At 34.2% G+C, this 24,453-nt stretch carries 14 protein-coding genes; all 14 read left to right on the top strand.

Going from position 1 to position 24,453, the window contains the following annotated elements; genetic code table 11:
- Positions 1 to 118: 118 nt before the first annotated feature.
- The 14 genes from ACZ43M_RS15585 (at position 119) to ACZ43M_RS15520 (ending at position 24,417) form a co-directional block, all read left to right on the top strand.
- Positions 119 to 3,121 carry a DEAD/DEAH box helicase gene (locus tag ACZ43M_RS15585; RefSeq protein ID WP_464503467.1) on the top strand — a complete coding sequence of 1,001 codons (3,003 nt, stop codon included), beginning with the start codon at positions 119 to 121 and terminating at the stop codon, positions 3,119 to 3,121.
- Positions 3,122 to 3,178: 57 nt separating this feature from the next.
- Positions 3,179 to 6,679: a BREX-1 system adenine-specific DNA-methyltransferase PglX gene (gene pglX / locus ACZ43M_RS15580; RefSeq protein ID WP_464503466.1), complete on the top strand. Its 3,501-nt coding sequence runs from the start codon at positions 3,179 to 3,181 to the stop codon at positions 6,677 to 6,679.
- A gap of 166 nt (positions 6,680 to 6,845) precedes the next feature.
- Positions 6,846 to 10,148: a DISARM system helicase DrmA gene (drmA, locus tag ACZ43M_RS15575; RefSeq protein ID WP_464503465.1), complete on the top strand. Its 3,303-nt coding sequence runs from the start codon at positions 6,846 to 6,848 to the stop codon at positions 10,146 to 10,148.
- Positions 10,145 to 11,884 (top strand): DrmB family protein, encoded by a 1,740-nt coding sequence (gene drmB, locus ACZ43M_RS15570; protein WP_464503464.1) that lies wholly within the window; start codon positions 10,145 to 10,147, stop codon positions 11,882 to 11,884. Before drmA ends, drmB begins: the two co-directional genes overlap by 4 nt.
- 2 nt (positions 11,885 to 11,886) lie before the next feature.
- Complete coding sequence (locus ACZ43M_RS15565; protein WP_464503463.1) at positions 11,887 to 12,591, top strand: phospholipase D-like domain-containing protein; 705 nt, start codon at positions 11,887 to 11,889, stop codon at positions 12,589 to 12,591.
- 32 nt (positions 12,592 to 12,623) lie between these two features.
- A complete protein-coding gene (locus tag ACZ43M_RS15560; protein WP_464503462.1) occupies positions 12,624 to 13,937 on the top strand; it encodes a DNA cytosine methyltransferase in 1,314 nt (437 codons plus the stop codon).
- A gap of 163 nt (positions 13,938 to 14,100) precedes the next feature.
- A complete protein-coding gene (locus ACZ43M_RS15555) occupies positions 14,101 to 15,498 on the top strand; it encodes an AAA family ATPase (RefSeq protein WP_464503461.1) in 1,398 nt (465 codons plus the stop codon).
- Positions 15,495 to 16,385 carry a DUF4435 domain-containing protein gene (locus ACZ43M_RS15550; RefSeq protein ID WP_464503460.1) on the top strand — a complete coding sequence of 297 codons (891 nt, stop codon included), beginning with the start codon at positions 15,495 to 15,497 and terminating at the stop codon, positions 16,383 to 16,385. The genes ACZ43M_RS15555 and ACZ43M_RS15550 overlap by 4 nt, the downstream gene beginning before the upstream one ends.
- 496 nt (positions 16,386 to 16,881) lie before the next feature.
- Entirely contained in the window at positions 16,882 to 19,194 is a 2,313-nt protein-coding gene (locus tag ACZ43M_RS15545; RefSeq protein ID WP_464503459.1) for a HelD family protein, read from the top strand.
- A gap of 349 nt (positions 19,195 to 19,543) precedes the next feature.
- Positions 19,544 to 20,674 (top strand): GIY-YIG nuclease family protein, encoded by a 1,131-nt coding sequence (locus tag ACZ43M_RS15540; protein ID WP_464503458.1) that lies wholly within the window; start codon positions 19,544 to 19,546, stop codon positions 20,672 to 20,674.
- Positions 20,662 to 21,180, top strand: coding sequence for a hypothetical protein (locus tag ACZ43M_RS15535; RefSeq protein WP_464503457.1), 519 nt, complete (start codon positions 20,662 to 20,664; stop codon positions 21,178 to 21,180). Before ACZ43M_RS15540 ends, ACZ43M_RS15535 begins: the two co-directional genes overlap by 13 nt.
- 260 nt (positions 21,181 to 21,440) lie before the next feature.
- Positions 21,441 to 22,037 (top strand): DUF6431 domain-containing protein, encoded by a 597-nt coding sequence (locus tag ACZ43M_RS15530; RefSeq protein ID WP_464503456.1) that lies wholly within the window; start codon positions 21,441 to 21,443, stop codon positions 22,035 to 22,037.
- Between the two features lie 202 nt (positions 22,038 to 22,239).
- A complete protein-coding gene (locus ACZ43M_RS15525) occupies positions 22,240 to 23,616 on the top strand; it encodes a transposase (RefSeq protein ID WP_464503090.1) in 1,377 nt (458 codons plus the stop codon).
- On the top strand, positions 23,617 to 24,417 hold the full coding sequence (locus ACZ43M_RS15520) for an ExeA family protein (RefSeq protein ID WP_464503089.1): 801 nt from the start codon (positions 23,617 to 23,619) through the stop codon (positions 24,415 to 24,417).
- Positions 24,418 to 24,453: the final 36 nt, after the last annotated feature.

The following is a 24,453-nucleotide window of genomic DNA, read 5'->3' as shown; positions in this document are numbered from 1 at the left end:
AGAGACGGTTGAAATAAAGAAATGTGAATTGATCGATAATGATTTGTATTTAGTCGAGGCGATTGGTAAGGTTTCAAATCAGTTTTATGCTCAATATCTGGAAAGTGTCCAACTCGGAGTGGTTGAGCATTTTTCCGAAATTGATAACTCGTATGAGGAAAAAAACTTTTACCAGCATTTATTGCAGTATTACTTTTTAGAGTCTGAAAGTCAATTCTCTAAATCAAGAGCACGTGGAAATAATAAAATGATTCCATTGCCCCATCAAATTGATGCAGTATACAGCCGGATGCTCCAATCTCCGCAAGTAAGATTTTTACTTGCGGATGACCCTGGAGCTGGGAAAACTATTATGTCCGGTATGCTGATCCGTGAATTAAAGGCTAGAAAAGCCATAGAGAGAACATTGATTCTTGCCCCTCCATTAGTGGTGAAGCAATGGCAGGAGGAGCTAAAGGAAAAATTTAATGAAGATTTTGTAGTTGTCGAAAGATCTCTCCTGAATCATTCCGGCGATATGAATCCGTTTGATGTGAATGATCAAGTAATTGCTTCAATGTATTGGGCTACTAGGGAAGATGTCAAAAATATGATTGTCAATTCAAAGTTTGATTTGGTCATTGTTGATGAAGCTCATAAAATGGCAGCCTATACAGTCGGGCAAAAGAAAAGAAAGGTGCAACGGACAAAAATGTATCAGTTAGGGGAAACCCTTCTCCGCCATACAGAACATTGTTTGTTGCTTACTGCAACTCCCCATAAAGGAGATAAGGAAAACTTCAAACATTTAATGGGTCTTATCGACCATGAAATTTTTTCACGGTTAACTAAGGGTGATTCATTATATGAAAAAACAAATCCTTACATCATTCGAAGATTAAAAGAGTCGATGGTCAATTTCGATGGAACACCGATTTTTCCGGAGCGAACGACAAAAACACTAGGTTTCGAACTCAGCAGCGAAGAAAAAGAGTTGTATGAGGATGTCACCGAGTATGTAAGGGAACATTTTAATCGTGCTAAGCAGAACAATAAACCTAATGTTGCCTTTACTATGATGTTATTGCAAAGAAGGCTTAGTTCTTCCATTGAAGCAATTTATTTGTCTCTGGTCCGGAGAAAAGAAAGACTTCAGGAAACTTTAGTGTCAGGTATGAAACAAACTGGCTTCAATGCGGATGAGTTTGAAAATAGCATTTTGGAGGAGCAGGAAACCTATGAGGTAGAGGCTGAAGGGGAAATTAATAGTTTTAACTTTTCAGAACTCCAACTTGAAATTGATATTCTTGACAGGTTGATTCGAAAGGCTAGTCAAATTAGACAAAGTGGTAATGAACGAAAATTTCTAGAACTGGAACGAACCTTATTCGGAGCAGGAGGTTTATTATCCAGAGATGAAAAGATTCTTATTTTTACAGAATCTAAGGACACTCTACTGTACTTAGAACGGAGACTAAAATCCAGGGTAGCACATATAGCCAAAATAGTTGGTCATTTCTCAATGGATCAGCGAAGAGCTGAAGTAGAAAAGTTTCGAAATAATGTACAGATTATGTTGGCAACTGATGCTGGCGGAGAATCAATAAATCTTCAGTTCTGTAATCAAATGATAAACTATGATATTCCATGGAATCCGAATCGACTTGAACAAAGAATGGGTCGTATTCATCGAATTGGACAGAAAAATGAAGTGTTTGTATTCAACCTTGTTGCGGTTAACACTCTTGAAGGGGAAGTTTTAACTCGTTTGTTGGCTAAAATGGAACAAATGCGTGAAGATTTGGGGCAAGAACAAGTATATGATTTCATTGGAGATGTATTGGAAGAACAATCAGCAGATTTGGCATCGATTATGGAAGAAGCTATTGAAGGACGCCAGAATATAGATGATATTATTGAACGAATGGAAAAATCAATCTCCCAAGAGCATAAGAGACTATTGGAAATGGCAGCAAAGGAGCGACTGGATCAGGGAAGCTTTGACCTTCCTGGAGCAAAGCGTTTATTTGATGAATTATCCATAAAAAGTCTACCGATACGTGCATATGGAAAGTTTGTCTTGGAAGCACTATCAAAAACAAGGACAAGAATTTCACTTTCTCAAGATGAGACATTGGTTCGTATAGATCGTTTTCCCAAAAATTTACGGGATTTTGCGAGGAAAAATAAAATTATTCTTGCAAATCAAGAATCGATTCGCTTTACCTTGAATGAAAGGAAGGAAACTGAAACTACACCAATGATTCATACTGATCATCCTTTATTTAAATTAGCCTTGGAATTGTCTGAAAGAAAGTTACAACAGATGGTTATTCCTTCTTTCGAGGCGAAACTTCCAATACATGAAGAAATGAATCTAGAATTAAATCGAGTAACCATTATTGATGGAACAGGGCGAATTCTCGAGCAACAACTTGCAATGATTGGTAAATTGAATGATGGAACGTGGTTTGAAATATCTCCATATTTTTTATTCAGTACGAACCTAGATATAATAAAAGTTGGTATTGAATTAGATCAGTCTTTTGGGACGGAGAGAATAAGAAGAGCACGTAAAATGCTTCGAGGAGTTCAGCGGGAAAGAGAAGAGTATACAAACCGACGAAATGTTTATCTTCGTAATTCATTTAATGAGCAAATGAACATTTTAAATGAACGTTTGGAACGCTATCGAGCTGAGAACTACGATGGAAAAAATACGGGATTAATCAACCAAACATTTACTCAAATTCAGGAATTGGAAGAGAAAAGCCAAGAACGACTTGAAGAAACTGAAAGAGAAAAAATGATACTTCTAAAGCCAGTCCAGAAGCTTGTGCAATTTAGGTTAGTACCTAGTGGTATAGATAACCGGAGAGTGATTCCATCAGTTTATCATAATCTTATTGAATCCTTTGAGTTAAATGAAGGAAGAATTAATATTGCATTGCAGCCTGCATTTGGGATAGCAGACTTTATTAGTGAAGAAGCAAATGGTGAGACAAGGTTTATCATTGTAACACCTAATATTGATCTGCTTATAGACGAACTAATTCTTGAGGATTTTAAACCAATTTGGAAAAGTCTTTATTTTTATGAGGTTGAGGGAGATAAAATAACGGTACAAAAAGCTGGAAGATAGGATTGGGTTTCAATGGTACATTTAGTAACTACCGGGTCATATTATTGGAGGTAAAGCATGAACAAGACTCAATTAAAAAACTTCGCTGTCTCTGCACGGAGGGACCTACTTGAAAAAGTTGCCTTACGTGCAAAGATTTTTGGTATTGATGAAAAAAATGATTTAAAAATGGAAGAAAAGTTTGGTCAGGTTTTTGTAAATGGTACAGGTTACCCATGGCAAATGAAAACTGCTTTTAATTCACTGGCATCCCAATTAAAAACAAAAGGATACGAGCAACTAATCGAAGAGGCTGCGTATACTTGGTTCAACAGAATCATTGCTATCCGCTACATGGAAGTCCACGATTTCCTCCCAAGTCGTGTTAATATACTTTCGAGCAAAACAGGTAAATCTGAACCTGATATTTTAACTTTATTTGAAACAGTAGACTTGGATGTTGATATTCCGGATATAAAAGATAAGCTAAATCAAGGTGGAACAGAGGAAGCATATAGAAAACTCTTCATTGCACAATGTAATGCTTTAAACAAAATATTACCATTTTTGTTTGAGAAAATTAATGACTATACAGAATTGCTTCTTCCGGACTTTTTACTAGATAGTGAATCGGTCATCAGCAATCTTACCAAAAATGAGGCATTAACGGAAAGCTTTCTAGAAGTAGAAGTTATCGGATGGTTGTATCAGTTTTATAATTCTGAACCAAAAGATAAAGTATTTGCTAACCTAAAGAAAAACAAAAAAATTGAAAAATATGATATACCTGCGGCTACGCAGCTTTTTACTCCAAAGTGGATTGTACAATATATGGTCGAAAACTCTTTAGGACAACTTTGGATGGAATCATATCCCGAATCTTCATTAAAAAAGAACATGGAATTTTTCATTGAACCTGCTGCTCAAGAAGAAGTAGTTAAAAAACACTTAAAGGAAATGGGCTATAAAAACATTAGCATAGAAGAAATTACTATTATTGACCCATGTGTCGGATCTGGTCATATCCTTGTTTATTCATTTGATATTTTATTTCAAATGTATGAAGAAGCTGGTTATCCCGTGAGCGATATTCCAAAATTAATACTTGAGAAAAATTTATATGGTTTAGATATTGATACTCGTGCAACTCAATTAGCAACTTTCTCTTTAATAATGAAAGCTAGGAGCAGGTCAAGAAGTATTTTACGTAAAAAAATTAAGTTTAATATTTATTCAATTGAAGAATCAAATCACCTGGATAAGGAAGGAATTATTGAATTACTGAGTAAAGATGATGAAGAAAAAGAAGAACTACAACATATGTTAGAGACCTTTTATAATGGTAAATTATATGGAACAATGTTGCAAATGGAGTCTTATGATTATAAAAAATATATAGAGAGAATCGACAATTTGGAAGATACCCAGTTAACCGTTGAGACATTTGAAGTATTTAACCATTTAGAGGATTTAAGACACTTATTAACTCAAAGCCAATTATTAGTTTCATCATTTGACATTTCAATAACGAATCCCCCATATATGGGTACTAAAGGTATGTCAAAGGATTTAAGTGAATTTTTAAAAGTTAATTTTCCCGATTCTAAATCTGATCTTTTTGCTGTCTTTAAAGAACGTTTACAAATATTCACAAAGCCGAATGGTTTCTATGCAACTATAAATCAACATTCGTGGATGTTTTTAAGTTCCTATGAAAATTTAAGGAAAAAATTTATAAGGAACAGTTTTATTTATAGCATGTTACATTTGGGAATTGGAACTTTTCCTGAATTAAATACAAAAACAGTACAAAGCACTGCATATGTGGCAAGAAATACCACTAATACTAGTTATATTGCTACCTATTTTAGATTGACTGAAAATTTTAATGTAAAGGATAAAATAGATGAGTTCTTTAAGAAAAAGAATTTATATCTCTCTTCATTAAACAAATTCGCTAATGTTCCGGGTAATCCTATTGTTTATTGGGCATCTGATGAAATGATAAAAGCATTCCAAGAAAATCCAACTCTTGATAAAATTGCAGAACCAAGACAAGGGTTGGCAACATCAGATAATGATCGGTTTTTAAGAATATGGTATGAAGTCAATTATCAAAATATTGGTTTTTCTGTAAAAAGTCCACAAGAGGCTATAGATAGTACAAAAAAATGGTTCCCTTATAACAAGGGTGGAGACTTTAGAAAATGGTATGGAAATCAGACATATATTATTAATTGGGAGAACAATGGGGAAGAGATAAAAAATTATGCAGCAAAGTTATATAAAAGCTATACTAGAACAATAAAAAATATAAATTATTATTTCAAAGAAGGTATAACTTGGTCTCTAATTAGTTTGAATTTTGGAGGAAGGTATACCCCTAGCGGATTTATTTTTGATATAGGGGGTCCTACTCTATATCCGGACAAAAAAGATATGTTAACAATATTATCATTCTTATGTAGCAAAGTTGCGTTTACATTCCTATCAATTTTAAACCCAACCTTAAACTTTCAAGTTGGTAACATAAAGTCATTACCTATTGTTAAAGTGGGGGCAAATAAGAGAAGAATTGAAGAGTTAGCAATAAATTGTATCAATATTGAGGTGGAAGATTGGGACGCGTCCGAAGTTTCATGGAATTTTAAAACCCATCCATTTATATATTCAAAAAATAAAACAGATTCTTTGTCGTCTACCTTTGAAAAGTGGCTTTCTTATACAACAAAACAATTTGATCAAATTAAAAGAAATGAAGAAGAACTAAACCAGATTTTTATAAATTTGTACCATTTACATAGTGACTTATTACCTGAAGTTCCGGATAATGAAATTACCACACTGAAAGCTGACCGTATTAATGATACTAAATCCTTTTTATCTTACTTTATAGGATGTGTGCTTGGTCGCTACTCTTTGGATTTTGATGGAATTGCTTTTGCTGGTGGTAATTGGGATTGGACAAAATATAAATCGTTCTATCCAAGTAAACATGGATTAATACAATTTACAGATGAACAATTTTTTGAGGATGATATTATTGTTCGTTTGAGAGAATTTTTGTCAAGCGTATTTGGTTATGATTCAGTAGAAAAAAATTTAGAGTGGTTAGCTGGTTCATTGGAGCTAAAGCAAAATGAGTCCCCTGAAGAACGGTTACGGAGATATTTTCTTGATGAATTTTTTAAGGATCATTGTCAAGTTTATCAAAAACGCCCAATTTATTGGCTGGTGGATTCAGGTAAACAAAAGGGGTTAAGGACTTTAATCTACATGCATCGATATCAGCCTGACACGATGGCAACTATTCGGTTTGAACATTTACAGGAAATTCAGGCAAAGTATCATTATGAGATTTCAGCTGTTGATGCCAGAATAGTCAATCCTAACTTAAGTGCAACAGAAAAACGGGAATTAGAAAAACGAAAGACAGATTTTCAAAAGCGTCTGGATGAACTTCTTGAGTTTGATAAAAAACTGGCTGAATATGCCAATGCACAAATAAGCATTGACCTGGATGATGGGGTGAATGTGAATTATCAAAAGTTTGAAAAAGTATTGGCAAAAATTAAATAATTGGTTTATTGACTTTCGTATGTGGCTTACGTAAAACGTGAGCCACATTTTTTTATTTCCAACTAAATCCTTTTTTGAAATATTCAATAGGATAATTATGGTATAATAATAATGCTGAATAGAAGTTTCATTTTTGAAATTAAAAGTTAAATGGAAGTGATTAAATTTGAGTAGAGAAACCTACAAGCTTGTTCGACAGAAAATGCTGGAAGATTTAAAACGTGATTTAATTGGCCCAGAGCATATCAAGGATGATGTAATTACCGAGCCGCCATCACAAGCTTATTTAACCGGTATTCTTTTTCCTCTTGAATCCGAGGTGGAAAAGCCAGATGATGAATTATTAGATGAAGGTTTGGAAGCGGTGTCAGATGATCCAGAAGAATCATCTGAAGAAGGAGCAGTGGAAACTAAAAATAAGACGTTTAAGCAGCAATCTTCCATGGGGATAAGATTTTACATAAAAGAATCAACAAAAAGTTTTAATATAAAGTATGCTTGGGGTAAGTACGTCAAATCCAAAAGGTTTGATGATGAAAAACAGAAGGATATCAATGTCTGGGTACGTAATATCCAGTCAGATGTTGAACCAATTAATATTGGTAAAATAGAGGATAAATATGAGGTTGAAGTTTCCGAAAACGTATATATTGTGGTTAATAAACGAAAAGTGAAAGATACAGACAATTATCTAGTATCTGTATTTTTAAGCAATAGAACCGTTGATAAGAACAGTAATAATGGCATGTTTCAGTGTGAAATGGAAGTGTTCGATGAATCCGGGGAAAGAATCTTTCTTGCCGAAAACTATGCTAGAAAGGATTCAAGTAAGTTTGAGGAGTTCTTATATCGCCATAAACCGGTTTTTGCAAAGGGATTTGGCTGTGCTGCATCTTGGAATAATTATGACGATATTTTTGCGGGTAAAATTAAATCTGAGTTTATCCCGACTCATGAAGTTGGCAGCATGAGCACAGAACTTCCTAAGGATGAGGAATTGGGGGAATTACCTGAGGGATTCTTCTCCATTAAAAGGTTTTCAGAAGAGAAGGACAAACGAAAAGTAATAGAAAAATTGAACAATCTTGCAAATCGATATGAAAATTGGATAAAGAAACTTCCAGTTGATAAAGTTGAGGATACTGAATCCGCAGAAATGAGTGTAGTCGAGTGCTGGAAAGTACTAAATCGTATTCGCGCTGGCATTCGGTTATTGGAAGATGATAAAGTTTTTCGTGCCTTTATTTTTATGAATCAAGTCATGCACACACAAATATCAATGAAAAACTACTCTAAGAAAAATGGAAGCACAACATTGGAGGCTGAATTAAAGAAGGAAAACTTTAGTTGGCGGCCTTTCCAATTGGCATTCATTCTATTGAATTTAGAGGGAGTAGTAAATCCTAAATCGGAAGATCGGTCCATTGTAGACCTATTATGGTTCCCTACAGGTGGAGGGAAGACGGAAGCGTACTTAGGTATAATCTCATTTTTGCTTGGATATAGAAGACTTCTTGCTCCGGAAGATCAAAAATATGAGCGAGATGGTGGAGTCACTATTTTTCTTCGCTATACCTTAAGGCTTTTGACTACCCAGCAAAGAGACCGATTGATGAGGGTCATTTGTGCTGCGGAATTTTTAAGGGCAAATGATCGTACCTTTCAATTTGGACAGGCTGAATTTGCTGTTGGTTTTTGGGTTGGTGGACAAGTCACCGCAAATAAATTAAGTGATTTACAGGAGACATACTATAGAAAACCATACGAAGTAAAAAATATGTACAAAAATATTGAAAAGCAGCTCCTTGAATGTCCATGCTGTGGTACGAAGGAACCTGATTTTAAGTTTTTACCAGACAGAAATACAAAAACAGAAAAAACAGGTTTAGATATTTATTGTACTAATTCATCCTGCTTTTTCTCAAGGAATCATATTCCTGTTTATTTGATAGATGAAGAAATATATCGTAGGGTTCCGTCAGTTATCATATCAACTGTAGATAAATTTGCTCGTCTTCCATGGGATGAGATAACTGGAACACTTTTTGGAAAAGTGGATAGACATTGTGAAAAGTGTGGGTTTATTGCCGAAGGAGAAAAGCATGCCGCTTACCATAATAATCCTAGAGCAAGTGTATCTAAAATGAGGCCATTTTACCCGCCAGAGCTTATTATTCAAGATGAGCTTCACTTAATAACTGGACCTTTAGGGACAATTTATGGTGGATATGAGACAGTAATTGAGGAGCTATGTACGGTTAAGGAAGAGGATGGGCGCCTATTGAAACCTAAGTACATAGCTGCCACCGCTACAATTAAAAACGCGGATAAACAAATAGAGCGTGTGTTTGGAAGAAAGACGATGCAACAATTCCCTCCGGCAGGACTAGAAATCGAGGATTCCTTTTTCGGAAGAGAGGTTAGTGTAGAGGAATATCCTTTCCGGTTATATAGTGGTATTTGCGTATCCGGTCAATCGATGAAGACTGTATTGCTTCGTATTTATGCAGTTCTCCTTCAAACAACAGAAAATTTATTAAAGGATGAAAAATTAGCAAAGTATGTGGATCCATATAGAACGTTAATTGGTTATTTTAATAGTATACGGGAACTTGGTGGTGCAAAACGTTTACTGGACGATGACATTAGAAAACGGATCCAAACCCTTCAAAAGAAATATGGGTATGAAAGACAAAGATATATCAATCGGGATGATGAACTAACAGCACGTGTCCCATCCTATAAAATTCCCAAGGTATTAGAATTACTTGAAAAAGAAACAGGCAATAACGAATATGATGTTGTCATTGCTACTAATATGATTTCAGTAGGAATGGATGTTGACCGTTTGGGTTTGATGGTTGTTACTGGTCAACCAAAACAAACATCAGAATATATCCAAGCTTCTAGCCGGGTAGGTAGAAGTAAACCAGGACTGGTTATTACCGTTTATAATCCTTATCGGCCACGTGATATGTCTCATTATCAAAATTTTAAAGGCTACCATAGCCGGCTTTATTATTATGTAGAGGGAACCACTGCTACTCCATACGCTTCCCGTGCTCGCGATAGGGTCTTGCATGCCATTACGGTGGCTCTCGCAAGAATGAGGGAAAAAGAGCTTGCCCAAAATGAAGGGGCTAAGAATATCGGGACTGTTGACTTAAGTGCTATTAAGTCTATAATCCGAAACCGGGTAAGTATTGTTGAACCGAAAAATATCGATGGGACTCTTGCGGATTTGGATGAATTCTTAGACGAATGGATAGCTACGAGTAGTTTAGAAAAAAATCTTGTTTATTATTTTAGTACGATGAGCAAAAAAGCAAAGTACCAAACACAAAATAGGCTTTTACGTAGATACTCGGAAAAGGAACTTTCTGTACATGAAAGGCCCACACTAGACTCGATGAGACAAATCGAAGGCAGCTCTAGGTTATACTTATATGAAGGGTGGGAAAAAGAATGAGTAAAAATCAGGTGGGAGAGGTAAGACCAGGACAGTTAATAACCACTTTTGGCCCGGGGGCAATCCTTGATTCAGTTAAGGATTCTCTAATGGTTCTTGATATAAAGTATTGGGATAAAGCTAGGGAAAAAATCTTTGATAAGCGGTTGTCCCAGTTTTTAAAGAAATCATATTTCAAAAAGATACCTGATAAAGGTTGGGAGGATTTACCTGCTATTCCTTTCCCATATTATCACGTATGTAGTAATAATAATTGTCGTCGTTTGTTTAATATAAGGGATAAATTTCAGCTTGAGACATATTTGGATGAAGGACCAAAATGTCCTGATTGTGATTGGAAGGCATATCCAGCAAGATTTGTTGTTTCATGCCGGGATAATAACCATCTTGATGATTTTCCATGGCGTTGGTGGGCGCATGAGAAACAAGAAACTTCATGTAAGGGTAAACTTTATATGACAAGTTCAGGTAATACATCCAGTCTTGCTTCATTGGGAGTAAAATGTGAATGTGGGGCATTTCAATCTATGAATGGTGCTACCCAAGCAAGTTCGTTTAATGATTATGCTTGTACTGGTCATCATCCTCACCAACTTAGTAAAAGTGGATATTGTGAGTCACCAATTATTCCATTGCAGCGTGGAGCATCGAATGTTTATTTTCCTGCTCTTAGGAGTGCTATCTCAATTCCAGAAAAAGATGATGAAACTCCTAATGAATTAATAGAGCAGGAAGAAGAGATTCTTGCACACGAAGAAGATTATGGAATGATGGGTCTGAAAAAATATTACAACAGAAAGTTATCTGGAGTATTCAGTACTTTTGAAAAATTTCTTCATGCTTGGGAAAAGTATAATAATGCACCTCCGGAAGATGTGGACAATTACCAAAATATTAAGGAAATTGAATATGCAGCCTTTACAGATTTTACTGGCAGGAAAAAACTTAAAGATTTTGAAGCGGAGAATCAGGAAGTTCCTAATGATTTAAAACCTTATTTCACTCGAATAATAAAGGCGCATCGACTTAAGGAAATCTTGGTTTTATTAGGTTTCATGCGAAATGAGAATCCAGAACCAGAAGTAAATTCACCTAAGAATATTGTTTGGTTAGGATCTGGAATGGAGGAAAATTGGCTTCCGGCAGTAGAGGTATTTGGAGAAGGTATATTCCTGGAATTTAATAGGGATTCAATAATAAGTTGGTTGTCTGATAACAGTAAAATACTTGAAAGTAAATCTGCGCAATTTTCTCGGTTGTATAAAGAGTGGATTACAAGTAAAGGATGGGAAGTCACTGGTGTTAGGGATGCTGTATATGTTATGATGCATACTTTGTCCCACCTTTTAATAAAGCAACTCTCCCTACAATCAGGTTATTCTTCCGTTGCAATAAAGGAGCGCATTTACTGGAACGAGAATATGGCCGGGATTCTATTGTATACAGGAAGTACAGATCAAGAAGGTTCTTTGGGAGGCTTGGTGGAAATGGGGGGCACAGCAAATATTCGTAAAACGTTATTTGCTGCTCTTCAGGATGCGGTATTTTGTGCCAGTGATCCCCACTGTGCAAATCTCGAACCTTCTGAAGAAAATCATTTAAATGGGTGTGCCTGCTTTGCTTGTTCAATGGTTGCAGAAACCTCTTGTGAAACAGGGAACCGATTCCTTGATCGTTCGCTAGTGGTGAGAACAATGGACTCCGAAATTAAACCATTTTTTGAAGGGTTTATCTAATAATGGATAACGTTTTATTGTCTAAATTTTATTTAATCCTAAACGAAGTAGAGGCCGAACTTAAGTCATATGAAATGACTGATATGGAACTATACAGTTCTATTATTGAAGGAAGGAAAAATAGTATGAGCAAGGATTTTCCCTTGCTCCTTTCTTTATTCCCTTCACTGTCAAAGGAAGAGTTAGGGAATCTTTTAGTTTTAATAAAGCTATTAACCACTAAGTACAGTCAAGACAAGGTTGATATTGTAGGAACCCTTCCGATTGCTGTCCCTAATGTCCGAAAGACGGTTGGAGTTGTAAGACAGCTTTTAACCGAGGCTAAATCTCATATTCTTATTACTGGATATGCCATTTCAGAATACTTTACTGATATTTTTGATCTAGTTTTAGCAAAAAATAGTAATGGTGTACAAGTTGATTTATATGTTGATGATAATCAACGTGTCAGCCAGTTTTTAAACCAGATTAAAAATAAAGATCATCTGCTAAATATTTATACATATCAAGGAAAAGACTTTTCATCTCTGCATGCCAAGGTATTGACAGTTGACTATCAAAAAGCATTTGTGTCATCAGCTAATCTTTCTTATAATGGTATAGTAAATAATCTTGAACTTGGTACTCTAATTTCAGGAAAAAAAGTAACAGCATTAACTCAAATCTTTGAAGACTTGAAAAACCAAGGTTATTTCAAAAAGTTATAAAATAGATAGGGTTAAATCAGGAGAGATGCAAAGTGGTAATAATCGATCTTTTTTCAGGAGCCGGCGGCCTCAGCGAGGGTTTTCATAAAGAAGGTTTTAAAATAGTCGCCCAGGTTGAAAAAGATCGTTGGGCAACTGAAACACTTAAAACCAGATTCATATATCATGAATTGAAAAAGAATAAGGATTTAGATTTGTATTATAAATATTTATCCAATAAAAAGACGTATAGACAAATTGGACAGGATAGAGAAGTTATATTTAAGAAGTATGATTATCTAAGAGAAAAATTAGATATTGAGATTCTTAATAAGAAGTTTGGGAACCCTGCAAATGATCAGGAAGCCACTTCATCAAAGGAAGTAATTTCGTTAATTGAGGACAGTCTGAAATATAATAATGAAAACACTGTTTCGTTAATCATTGGCGGGCCGCCTTGTCAAGCGTATTCCCTTGTTGGAAGAGGCAGGATGGGTTTAGATGCTGAAAAAGACAATCGAAATTTCTTATTCTATTATTATCTTCGTATTGTTAAGGAATTCTCGCCAAAAATGTTTGTTTTTGAGAACGTACCTGGTATTCTTTCAGCCAAAAAAGGGAAAGTTTTTGAGGAAATCCAAGAACAATTTGATAGGATTGGCTATACCATTCTATCAGGGAATAAATCAGGAGATTTAGCAAACGTCTTGAATTTTGCTGATTTTGGGATACCACAAACTAGGAAGCGTGTACTATTATTTGGTTTCAAAAAAGGTCTAAATCTACAGTATCCTGATTTCTGGAATGAAAAAATGGAGTGGGGTCATGAGATTAACACCCGGAACGTTCTTTCTGATTTGCCTTTTCTGCTACCAGGGCAGGGAGTGGATGGACTTCAGCAATATGATAAAAATGAATTAACGACATTTCAAACGTTGATGCGTAAGGATTCTATTGGTGTTTTAAATCATCAGGCGCGCCCTATTCAAGAAAGAGATAGGGAGATTTATAGAATCGCAATCAATAAAACAAAAAATGGTGAAAGACTTAGCTATCCGGATTTACCAATAGAACTTAAAACACATAAGAATGAGCATGTTTTTAAGGACAAGTTTAAAGTTCATCCTGATAATCAAATTCCACATACTGTCGTTGCGCACATTTCAAAGGACGGTCATTATAATATTCATTTCGATATTAATCAGGCTAGATCTCTAACAGTGAGAGAAGCTGCAAGAATTCAAACCTTCCCAGATAATTTCTTCTTTGAAGGTCCGAGGACGGCACAATTTGTACAAGTGGGTAATGCTGTACCACCGTTAATGTCGGAAATAATTGCAAGGACTATTAATAAAAATTATTTATAAAATTTACTAGCAAAACAAAAGAGCACTTATTAATCTTTTGTTTTGCTTTATTTTTTTATTTAAAAATATTTTTTTAGATTTTATAAGAAGGAATAAAAGCAATTATTGGCGAAATTTGTATTATATCTTAGAAATTCCCAATGGTAAATAAAAGGAGGAAAATATGCAAATAGTAGAAATTTCTGTAACTAATTTATTCGGTATCTTTAATCATAAACTAAATTTAAAAATTAAAGAGGGAGTAACAATAGTTCTTGGCCCTAATGGTTTTGGAAAAACAACCATGCTTAAAATGCTACAAGCTGTGTTTAATATCAATTTTAAATATTTTTCAGATGTCCACTTTTCTGAGTTTTGTATTATTTTCGAAAGTGGAACGAAATTAATCGTTAGTAAATCTGAATATAGTAAAGAAGAGCAAATTGAAAAACTGGTCGATCCTGCTCACAAACAAAATATCTTTACAAAAAAAATAATAAGTTTAGACATTAGGTTAGTGGAACAAAATGATGTTTCTTGCAATTTTATATTAAATTATCCAGATTATAATGAAATGGTAAGGGCAATCAAACCACAACAAATGGGTAGATTATTGCCAGAGCTTTTTAGACTTGGTCCTAATATGTGGAGGAATAGAGTTACTCGGGAAGTATTAAGTCTTGAGGATGTTTTTAAAGTATATAAAAATGAGTTAAAGAAAAGAGTATTTAATGAATTTGAGGCTGAGGAACAGATTGATTCATCACTTTTAGAGTTTTTACATAATATTAGAGTACATTATATCGATACAAAAAGATTAAATAACGTCCCTGTCGATTTAAATGAAGACTATGGGGAAAACCTTTATAGTTTTATATCTACTGTTGACCTATACTCAGAAAATATAAAGTCTATTATTTCAGATAGTATAAATGAACAAAATAAAATCACACAAAACCTTGATAGGTCATATCCACTAAGACTCATTGATAAGTTAAATGAATATAGATATACAGAAGAAGAACTTATTAAGCTACAAAAGCAAGTAGAAACCAAGAGAAATAGATTAATAAATGCAGGTCTGTATGAGGACTTTGAAACAGATGGTCAAGCACTGCTACCTAAACAAACAGACGATATTGTAAGAACAGTATTAGCAGTACATGCTCAGGATGAACTTGAAAAATTACAGGTTTTAGACGATCTTTTAAGTAAGATAGAGATATTAAGGGATATAATAAACGATCGGTTTTTGTACAAAACGTTAATTATTGATAAAAGTGAGGGCTTTTTATTTAGAGGCGCCTCTGAGAATTTTATTTCTCCATCAGACTTATCCTCAGGGGAGCAACACGAATTAGTCCTTTTTTATGAATTATTATTTAGAGTTCAAAAGAATTCATTTGTTTTAATTGATGAACCAGAATTGTCATTACACGTAGCTTGGCAAAGAAAATTTATTGATGATATAAAACGAATAGCTAAAATTAATGGATTTCATGCAGTCATTGCAACTCATTCGCCTTCTATAATTGACGACCAGTGGGATTTAGCTGTTGAATTAGTAGGTGAAGATTTATGAAAAAGGTAGGCCACAGTTTAAGAAATTCTATAAGTCCACATTATTTTCTAAATGAGATTAGGCAAATTAGAAATGTAAATAAAATGTTTTCTATCCTATTAACGGAAGGAGAAACTGATAAAAGACTATTTAAAAATTTTATTGACAATACAAGTTGCTATCTAATAAGTGCAAATGGGAAAGATAATGTAATTAACGGTATTACAAAATTGGAAAGCATGAGATATGAAGGAATTTTAGGTATTGTAGATAATGATTTCGATTTACTTGAAGGAATTAAGAATAAAAGTTCAAATGTTTTTAACACATATATGCATGATTTAGAAATATTAATGATAAATTCTCCCGCTTTTAATAGACTGATAAATGAGTATACAAACGAAACTCTAGTATCGAAAGTAGAAAAAGACCATTCTTTATCACTTTTGAACCTTTTATTTAATTTAGCTTTACCTATTGGTTATCTAAGGTGGGGTTCTATTAAATTTGACTGGAATTTGAATTTTGGAGATTTACCATATGAAGATTTTATTGATTCCAAAAGTATTTCAATTGATACTGAAAAATTAATTGATATTTTAATTAGATCCTCGTTTAATAAAAGGATAAATAAGCTAAAAATATTTAATGGAATTGATGATTTAAGTCAAATATCTACTGACCCATATATCATATGTAATGGACACGATGTATTAAGTATATTCACTTTACTATTTGTTTATAAAAATAGATATAGAAGAGAGGATATGGAAGCGGTCCTAAGAGCTTGTTACAATTTTGAGTTTTTTAAAACGACTAGTTTGTACAAAGATTTAATTAATTGGGAAATTGAAAGAAAATATCCTCTTTTTAATATTAAGAGTAGTGAGGAAATTAAAATTTCATAGATTTAAATCACTTATTTTTTTGACGCAGAATTCTATCATTTATTGAATAAAATGTGAGTGAAGTAAACCAAAAAAAATTGAGAAGTTCTATTAAAAAATTTGTTAACAGGTTATACTACAAAATAAAATGTGCCAAAGTTCAAAAAGTCATAAGTGTAAATAGTAAAAAATATATAAGATTAGTTGATAAAGGGGAATTAATCTTAGGTGGATTTTAAATTATACATGATACTGTGTAGAAGTCAGATCCAAATGCATTATCATAAATAAAAGATTAATATTAGTAAAATTGCCATACATCTATCAAAAAATGATGTATGGCTTTTATTTTTTACCTCTTTATTCTTGTTTAAAGTATATAAATCTCATACCTAAATTTATTTATACATAATTTTCAAATAAATTTTTTGCTAATATAATTTACCATGTTTCATGACTTCCAAAAAACTGTTAAAATAAAATTATAACGATATAGATTTTAAGGGAGTCATTAAAAATGAATTCAGAAGATTTGAATAATGAACAAAAAATCCTTGATACCACAATAAAAAAAATTAAAGACCAATCCTATTTTGTTTGGGAGTTATTAGAAAGGCAAAAGGGGAATTTTAAAAGAGGAATCAATGATACAGGTGATGAGATTGCTTATCGGAGAGGGAAACTGGACAGGGAATTATTAAGAAGAGCAGAAAAGGAGCCCTACTTTGGGCGATTTGATATTACTTCCGATGATGAGGGGAAAGAAACTTTTTATATTGGTAAACAAGGGGTTCGTGACCAAAACGAAAATGTTGTGGTAGTTGATTGGAGAATGCCGATTGCCTCTGTATTCTATAATTTTACTCCAGAGCAACCGAGACAGTCTTATTCATTCCATGACGAAAAAGCAAAAAGGAATATTAATCATTCAGTAGATGTTCTTAAAAAGAAAGAATTCACGATTAAGGATCAAAAAATTATTAAAATCATTCAACAGGTCTCAGATAAACTTAACGAAAACCTTAATGTAACTATAACTGAAAAAGGTGAGGAATTAACCATAACTGATGACTTTTTAAGGGAAATCATTGAAAATAGCGAAACAACCGGCTATTTAAAAGAAATAATTGCCACAATACAAAAAGAACAGGATAAAGCAATTCGACAACCGATTGATCGCAATGTTATTATCCAGGGAGTTGCAGGTTCTGGAAAATCATCCATCGCCTTACACCGTTTGTCCTACCTGCTTTATAATAATAAAAATATTAAACCGTCTGACGTTTTGATCCTTGGTCCGTCCAATTTATTTATTAGTTCAGTACAGGATTTATTGCCAAATTTAAATTTGGAAGGAATTAGACAGTCCACTGTTCAACAAATGATGTACCAATATTTACAACCAGTATTAAAAGAAAAGATTGATTTAGCTTACAATACCTATTTTGAAGAAGTGCTATTTAATAGGAAAAATGAAACTAAACAAATAATAGAGTTTAAAGGTTCAGAGACCTTTGTACTCATTTTGGATATTTTTATAAATGAATTAAAGGACCAGTACGAGAGTCGTATTCAGCCAGTTACCATCTTAAATGAGTATTTATCCAAGGAAGAATTATTGACCGTTTATAATGGATATAAATATTTACCATTCACCAAAAAAGTGGAGCGCTTTCAACAGCATGTTGACAATCATTATCGTCGAATAGCAGATGCAAAAATAAAAGAAATTCAAGAGCAATACGATTTTGTTGTGAAAACCTTTATGAAAGATGGCGGTTTAAATCAGAGTGACTACCTTAATTTAGTCAAAAAAATGGATGGGATCGCAGACTATAAAATTAAGAAAGTTCGACAGGAGGTTACAACTGGTATCACAGCCTGGAAGGATAGTGTGAAAGGACCTGATTTATTATCTGTCTATAAACAGGTATTATCCTTTGAGGTTCTTAACGCCTTTGAACACGAACTTGGACCGAATATTCCTGTATTGTTTAAAAATTATACCTTAAAGAACTTATCCTATTTTGATTTGGCCCCATTATTTTATATCTATTTAATAATGTATGATAAACCTGAATATTTTTCACATATTGTAGTTGATGAGGGTCAAGATTTAAGTTTTGTCCATTACGCAGCCTTAAAGAAAATAACGAAAACCATGACTATTCTTGGTGACAAAGACCAATCAATCTTTATGGAATATGGCCAATATGATTGGTCCCTAATTAATAATGCATTATTTGAAGGGAATAAGGAAATGGTTTTGACTCTCGATACAAGTTATCGATCAACTTTTGAAATTATTGAAGTTGCGAATAAGGTCTTAACTAACCAATATGGGCTGCTTCATAACTCAATCATTCCTCTAAATCGAAGAGGAGAAAAAGTTACCTTTGCAGAAGTCCACTCTGGAAAGGATTTGTTGGACAATATAGTCCAAACATTGAAAGTTTGGAGAAAAAAGTATAAAAGAATTGCCATTATCCATAAGGACGAAAAAAGGGCTAAGAAATTAGCGGAATATCTTAGTCAAGAATACTATCGTGACATCGTTTATATCAGTCCCGAAGATGAAATCACCAATAAATCAATAACAGTGCTAACCTCATATTACTCCAAAGGAATGGAATTTGATGCGGTAATCCTTTGTAATGTAAATGAAGAAAGTTTCCCACAGGATGATTTGCACGCAAGGTTGTTGTATGTCCTTTTAACAAGAGCTCAGCAGGAGGTAAAAGTCTTCTACCAAGACACTCCATCAGCATTATTGGAAGGGCTAATTGAGGAAGCACGGAAGCCGGTTTCGGTTTTTGATGATATCCTGTAGTTTCTACTAAAACTGATAATTACTAGTTATAATAGGTCTCTTAAATAATAAAATCAAATAATTTATGGGTTAATCCCTTTTCTTCTATTAGGTTCCAATTACCACATTTATAGCTTGGTGAACGGAACCTTTTTAGTTAATCATCACTGTAAAATTATGCCTTTCTTACCATAATACTTTAATATTATAATATAGTTATAAATTAATTGTTTTATGGGTATTTTACAATAGATTGAGCAAGAACAATTGCCTATTTTGGGACGTTGTAAGTAATCTAATATATTCCACCTTAAGAAATAAAGGTTCTCTCCTATTCATAATTAAAGTAAATTAAAGTGGTGGTTTTTCAATGAATATGCATGTTGAAATCCTGAACAATCTTAAGAACACAATTGAAACCTATTTAGAAAGCTATGATTTTGAATACAAAAGCTCCAATAAATTAAAAGTATATATGTTTGGAAAGTATAATGGGAATTCGGAAAAACATTATGTTTATGTAATTATGAATTTACAAAACTGTAAACTCTATGTAGGACAAACTAGAAATATTAAATTACGACTTGAACAACATAAATCGGCAAAGGACTATAAGACAAGTTATTTTCATAAGGAGATACTAAAATTTGGAATCGAACGATTTAAAACGATATTTCTAATTGAAATAAGAAGTAAGAAAGAATATTATGCTATCGATCTTGGAATATCATTAGAAAAGTTTCTACAGGATAAAATGGAAAGTAATATACCAGGAAAAGGTTATAATGTTAATCACCCTGTAACATCAGTGGATAGATACTTAGACGAAAGATCTTCTAGAAGAGAAGATTTAAAATATATTAAGTGGATGTATCCAATAATACCAAATGTCCCGGAAAATAATATAGACCAAATTCTATTAAATAAGCGATTTAGGATTAAAAATTCCCAGTCTAAAGGTAATAATAATAGAATGATAAGGAATGAAGTTATTTCTTTTCTTAAGAGTACTAAAGATGATGATAGACTTAAAAGTTGGTATAAGATCCTTTATACACATGAAGATGGTGAATGTAAAACACGGTGCCACTTAAGCGTTTTCAGAAAATTAAAGCCTATAATCAATCATTTCATTGATAGAAACAATAACGACATTAGCCTATATTTGATTAATGGTTTTATTAGTTTAGCCATTGATGAATTTGACTCAGTTTACAGTCGTGAAGAACTGAAATACGCCATTAAGAAAATTGCAAGTTTAGGGGAAGAACTTCGCAAAGGAATGCTAATTTCTATCCTTAAAACTGCAGTTGACTTTTTAACTATTGGGCAGTGCAATCAACTAAGTAAATTTCTAATTTCAAATGGCTTTAATCTGATGGATGACCTAAAGCAAATCCATTTGCACCTCGATGACCAATTTAGTTACGGTAGCATGATTAAAACACTTCATTCGAAAATAAGAGAACATTCATACGGAGGTTACCCATGGGAAACATAGACCAAATCGACCAACTTGAAACCTATATAATTGATCTCGGCAATGAAATAGAAAGTGTCAAAAAGGCATCTGACTACCTAAAGTTAATTGAAGAATTTCAAACTGATATAAAGAGAGCATCGTCTAGCTTAGATCAGTCGAATACCCAATTAAAGCTTATCCAAGATATCGTTGAAAGCAAATTGGAGTTATTTTCAACTACTACTAAAAACATCGAGTCAAAGCAGCAGCAGCTTGAACAATCATTATTAAATGTAAATGCTAGTTTGGCAGAGTTGAAACAACAACAAGAAAAGGGACAAAAAGGAATGATTGCGGCTTTTCGAGAAATGAACAAACTGCTTAGCCAAAATAAAGAAGTGGTTGTCGGGGAAGTAACTCGTGTGGAAAAGGAGCAAAAGGAATTGCTGCTGGGGATGGTAAAGACAAATAAGGTGCACTTTGGGATTTCTACCTTTTTTAGTATTTGTCTTTTAGGGTTATTGGTTTACTTGATGATGAACTGATAATTTATTGTTCAAGAGTTTTGGGTTTTACAGGTTAGGTTTCTATTAAAAATGGGAAGTGGTCCTTGTGTTACCGAATAATTGTCCACTGCCACTTTCAATGGCAGTGTTTTTTATTGTTTTAGGAAAATTTTATGTCGGTACAATTAGAGAATATTATGCGACAATGTAAAAATACAAATAATTCCCTGGCGGGAGGAGGACAAAAAAATACCCCGAAGAGATTGCAGTATCTTCGAGGCAGATTGAACTAATAAACTATGAATAGAGTAAGATATCTTGGTAAGACAGTCAAGGGCTACCTACGGCTTTACCAGGATGTACCTCCGATATGTGAGGAGGGTTGCACTGACTGTCAAAGGAAATTATACAGACATGGCCGCTACTATCGATCAGTCGTAACTAGAAATAAAATTATAAAAATCCCTATTTATCGCTGGCTTTGCCCTGCCTGTGGAAAGACATTTTCTTTATTGCCTGATTTTCTTTTTCGATACCATGTGCATAGTGAGGAAATTCTTCAAAAAGCATGGCTTTTACGGTATGCAAAAGGAAAAAGTTATAACCAAATTCAAACGTATATTTCTACAAATGTAATTGGGGGCATCAGTTATAAGACGGTTAAAAAATGGGATGGGATTTGGAAGAATAAAAAAAGCAAACTGATAAATTTTCTCCTTTCAAATATAGTTGAGAATCATCCAATTGCGTTTGATTTTCAAGCTATAAAACCATTAACAGATGAACAAGCACTTATATTCCTCTTACCATTGGCATGGAAAATATTTCATCCCAGTGCCCCTTACCCTTTCTGTGGCTTCTTCAAATGGATAAATCAACTAATCCATAGAATATAAACCTCCAAATCCATTATTGCCCATTCCCACTGTTTTGCCATATTCCTTTCCGAACCTTATTTTCCACCCCTTCGGGGTAATTTTAGCTCATTTCCCCTATTCGAAACTAATGTTCCCACAAAATCTGTACTCTCCCTTTCTATTTGTAATCATTATTAAATGGAACATATAAGAATTTTAATTATGAAAAGGAGAGTTTTTAATGGATGAAAAGTTAAGAAATGATATTGCTTTATACCGTTTCGGCCTAATTGCCGAAATCGTAACAAGAGAGCTTCCAAATGGAGAGCAGGCACAAAGGCTTCGGAATATTGCAGAGAGTGAGCATCTTAATCCATATGGGGAGTTGCAAAAAGTCGGGATCCGTACATTAGAACGCTACCTGCAACTTTATCGTAAAGGTGGATTCGAAGCTTTGAAACCATCTAAACGGGGCGGATACGCTCCGAGAGCTGTTTCAAACGATGTGCTTGAACAAGCCATACTATTGAAAACAGAGCGTCCAGAGCGCTCCGTTCAACAGATTATTCGAATCATGGAATTGGCAGAAGTAATAGAGCCAGGATCTATTTCAGAAAGTACATTATCTAAACAGTTGCGCAAAGCAGGAATTACCCGAAAGAAATTACAAAAGTCACCAAAAGGAAGGCAATTTCGCCGATTTGAATTTCCTTATCGGAACGCTTGTTGGCAAGGCGATGTGCAGCACACTCTTTATTTACCGGATCCGAAGGACTCAAGCAAAAAGCGAGTAGCAAAACTATTTGCATTTATTGATGATTATTCTAGGCATATCGTGCATGGGCAGTTCTATTTTGATGAAAAAGGGGCACAGTTAGAGGACTGTTTATTTAAAGCCATAATGAGCCACGGAAAGCCCGAGCAAATCTATGTCGACAATGGAGCAATTTATCGAGCAAAGGCATTAGAAACTACCTGTGCAAGATTGGGGATTAAGCTTTCACATTCAACCCCGAGAAGGCCCCAGGGGCGTGGGAAAATTGAGCGATTCTTTCAATTTGTAGATTCATCATTTAAGCCGGAGGCTTATGACTTAATAGAATCTGGAAGGATTCAATCTATAGAGCAGTTAAATCGCTATTTTCATATTTGGAAAGAATCTATTTACCATGAGCGAAAGCATGGTGAAACAAAACAGACACCAAAACAAAGATGGGAAGAATGTGAGCAACCTACGGTTTCTGTTTCCTTTGATGAATTAAAAAAGGCATTTTATTGGGAAGAGGAACGAAAGGTGGATAAAACCGGTTGTATTTCCTTTCAGGGGAACAAGTATGAGGTGGAATCGCAGCTTGTCGGAGAATACATCACGATTCGTTTTAATCCTAATGATCTAGAAAAATTAGAAGTTTGGTTTGACGGAAAACAATTTGAGAGTGCCATTCCCTTGAATCTTTCACGGCCAAAACATGAAAAAGCAGCATCTGAAGAATTGATTCAAACAAGCGAAGAATCCGGCTTAAACTTTCTTGAATTAACTGCGCCTAGTCATGAAACAAAACAAAAAGAAAAGCGAGGAGCATTAAGTTATCAATCCCTTGTGGAGGGAGAAAAATAGATGATTTCTAAACATTTTGGATGGAACTTTACCCCTTTTCAAAAGGATGTTCAAACAAAACATTTGTTTATGACCAAGCAATTTAAAGAACTGCAAGCGCGTCTGACCTTTATGATTCAACAACGTTCATTTGGCTTGATTACCGGCGAGGTTGGGGCAGGTAAGTCTACAGCGATTCGAGATTTAAAAGATCGATTAGAAGCAAATCAGCATGTATTTCTTTATTTATCGGATTCAGCTTTGAAGCCACGCGACTTTTATCGGGAGATGCTTCTCCAAGTGGGAATTGAACCTATGTTTTTAGCTAGTGATTTAAAGAGGCAATTCAAAACGGCATTGATGGATATCTATGAAAATAAAAAGAAAACGCCCGTCGTAATCATTGACGAAGCGCATTTATTATCTCCATCGATGTTGCAGGAGATTCGTTTTCTAACAAATTTTGAAATTGACTCTCTTTCGCCGCTAGCGCTAATCTTGGTTGGACAGCCAGAATTACGAGACAAGCTGCGTTTACGAAGTTTAGAAGCCATTTCACAACGGATTAACACTCGATTCCACCTTGAAGGTCTCACATATGATGAAACGCGTGAGTACATTACTCATCAGTTAGAAAACGCTGGTGAAAATCGGCAGATTTTCACTGAAGCATCCTTAAAGAAGATATACAAGGAAACAAGGGGCATTCTACGCTTAACTAACCGTTTATGTACAGAATGCCTGCTTGATGCCGTTTCCAGAAAACAAGAATTGGTAGATGAAGACTCCGTAGAGAGAGTCATTGATGACTACCGTTTTTAGGACCTTGTCGGTCCTTTTTCTTTTATTGAGAATAAT

It is taken from the genome of Neobacillus sp. B24, assembly GCF_055381825.1.
Note: the sequence above shows the minus strand (reverse complement) of the source record. Positions and strands in the feature narration are given on the sequence as shown.

Bases quoted from the DNA above. Each gene is read 5' to 3' on its own strand.
- pglX (WP_464503466.1), top strand. From the start codon at position 3,179: ATGAACAAGACTCAATTAAAAAACTTCGCTGTCTCTGCACGGAGGGAC.
- ACZ43M_RS15520 (WP_464503089.1), top strand. From the start codon at position 23,617: ATGATTTCTAAACATTTTGGATGGAACTTTACCCCTTTTCAAAAGGAT.
- ACZ43M_RS15535 (WP_464503457.1), top strand. From the start codon at position 20,662: ATGGGAAACATAGACCAAATCGACCAACTTGAAACCTATATAATTGAT.
- ACZ43M_RS15530 (WP_464503456.1), top strand. From the start codon at position 21,441: ATGAATAGAGTAAGATATCTTGGTAAGACAGTCAAGGGCTACCTACGG.
- ACZ43M_RS15565 (WP_464503463.1), top strand. From the start codon at position 11,887: ATGGATAACGTTTTATTGTCTAAATTTTATTTAATCCTAAACGAAGTA.
- ACZ43M_RS15545 (WP_464503459.1), top strand. From the start codon at position 16,882: ATGAATTCAGAAGATTTGAATAATGAACAAAAAATCCTTGATACCACA.
- ACZ43M_RS15550 (WP_464503460.1), top strand. From the start codon at position 15,495: ATGAAAAAGGTAGGCCACAGTTTAAGAAATTCTATAAGTCCACATTAT.
- ACZ43M_RS15540 (WP_464503458.1), top strand. From the start codon at position 19,544: ATGAATATGCATGTTGAAATCCTGAACAATCTTAAGAACACAATTGAA.
- drmB (WP_464503464.1), top strand. From the start codon at position 10,145: ATGAGTAAAAATCAGGTGGGAGAGGTAAGACCAGGACAGTTAATAACC.
- ACZ43M_RS15525 (WP_464503090.1), top strand. From the start codon at position 22,240: ATGGATGAAAAGTTAAGAAATGATATTGCTTTATACCGTTTCGGCCTA.
- ACZ43M_RS15555 (WP_464503461.1), top strand. From the start codon at position 14,101: ATGCAAATAGTAGAAATTTCTGTAACTAATTTATTCGGTATCTTTAAT.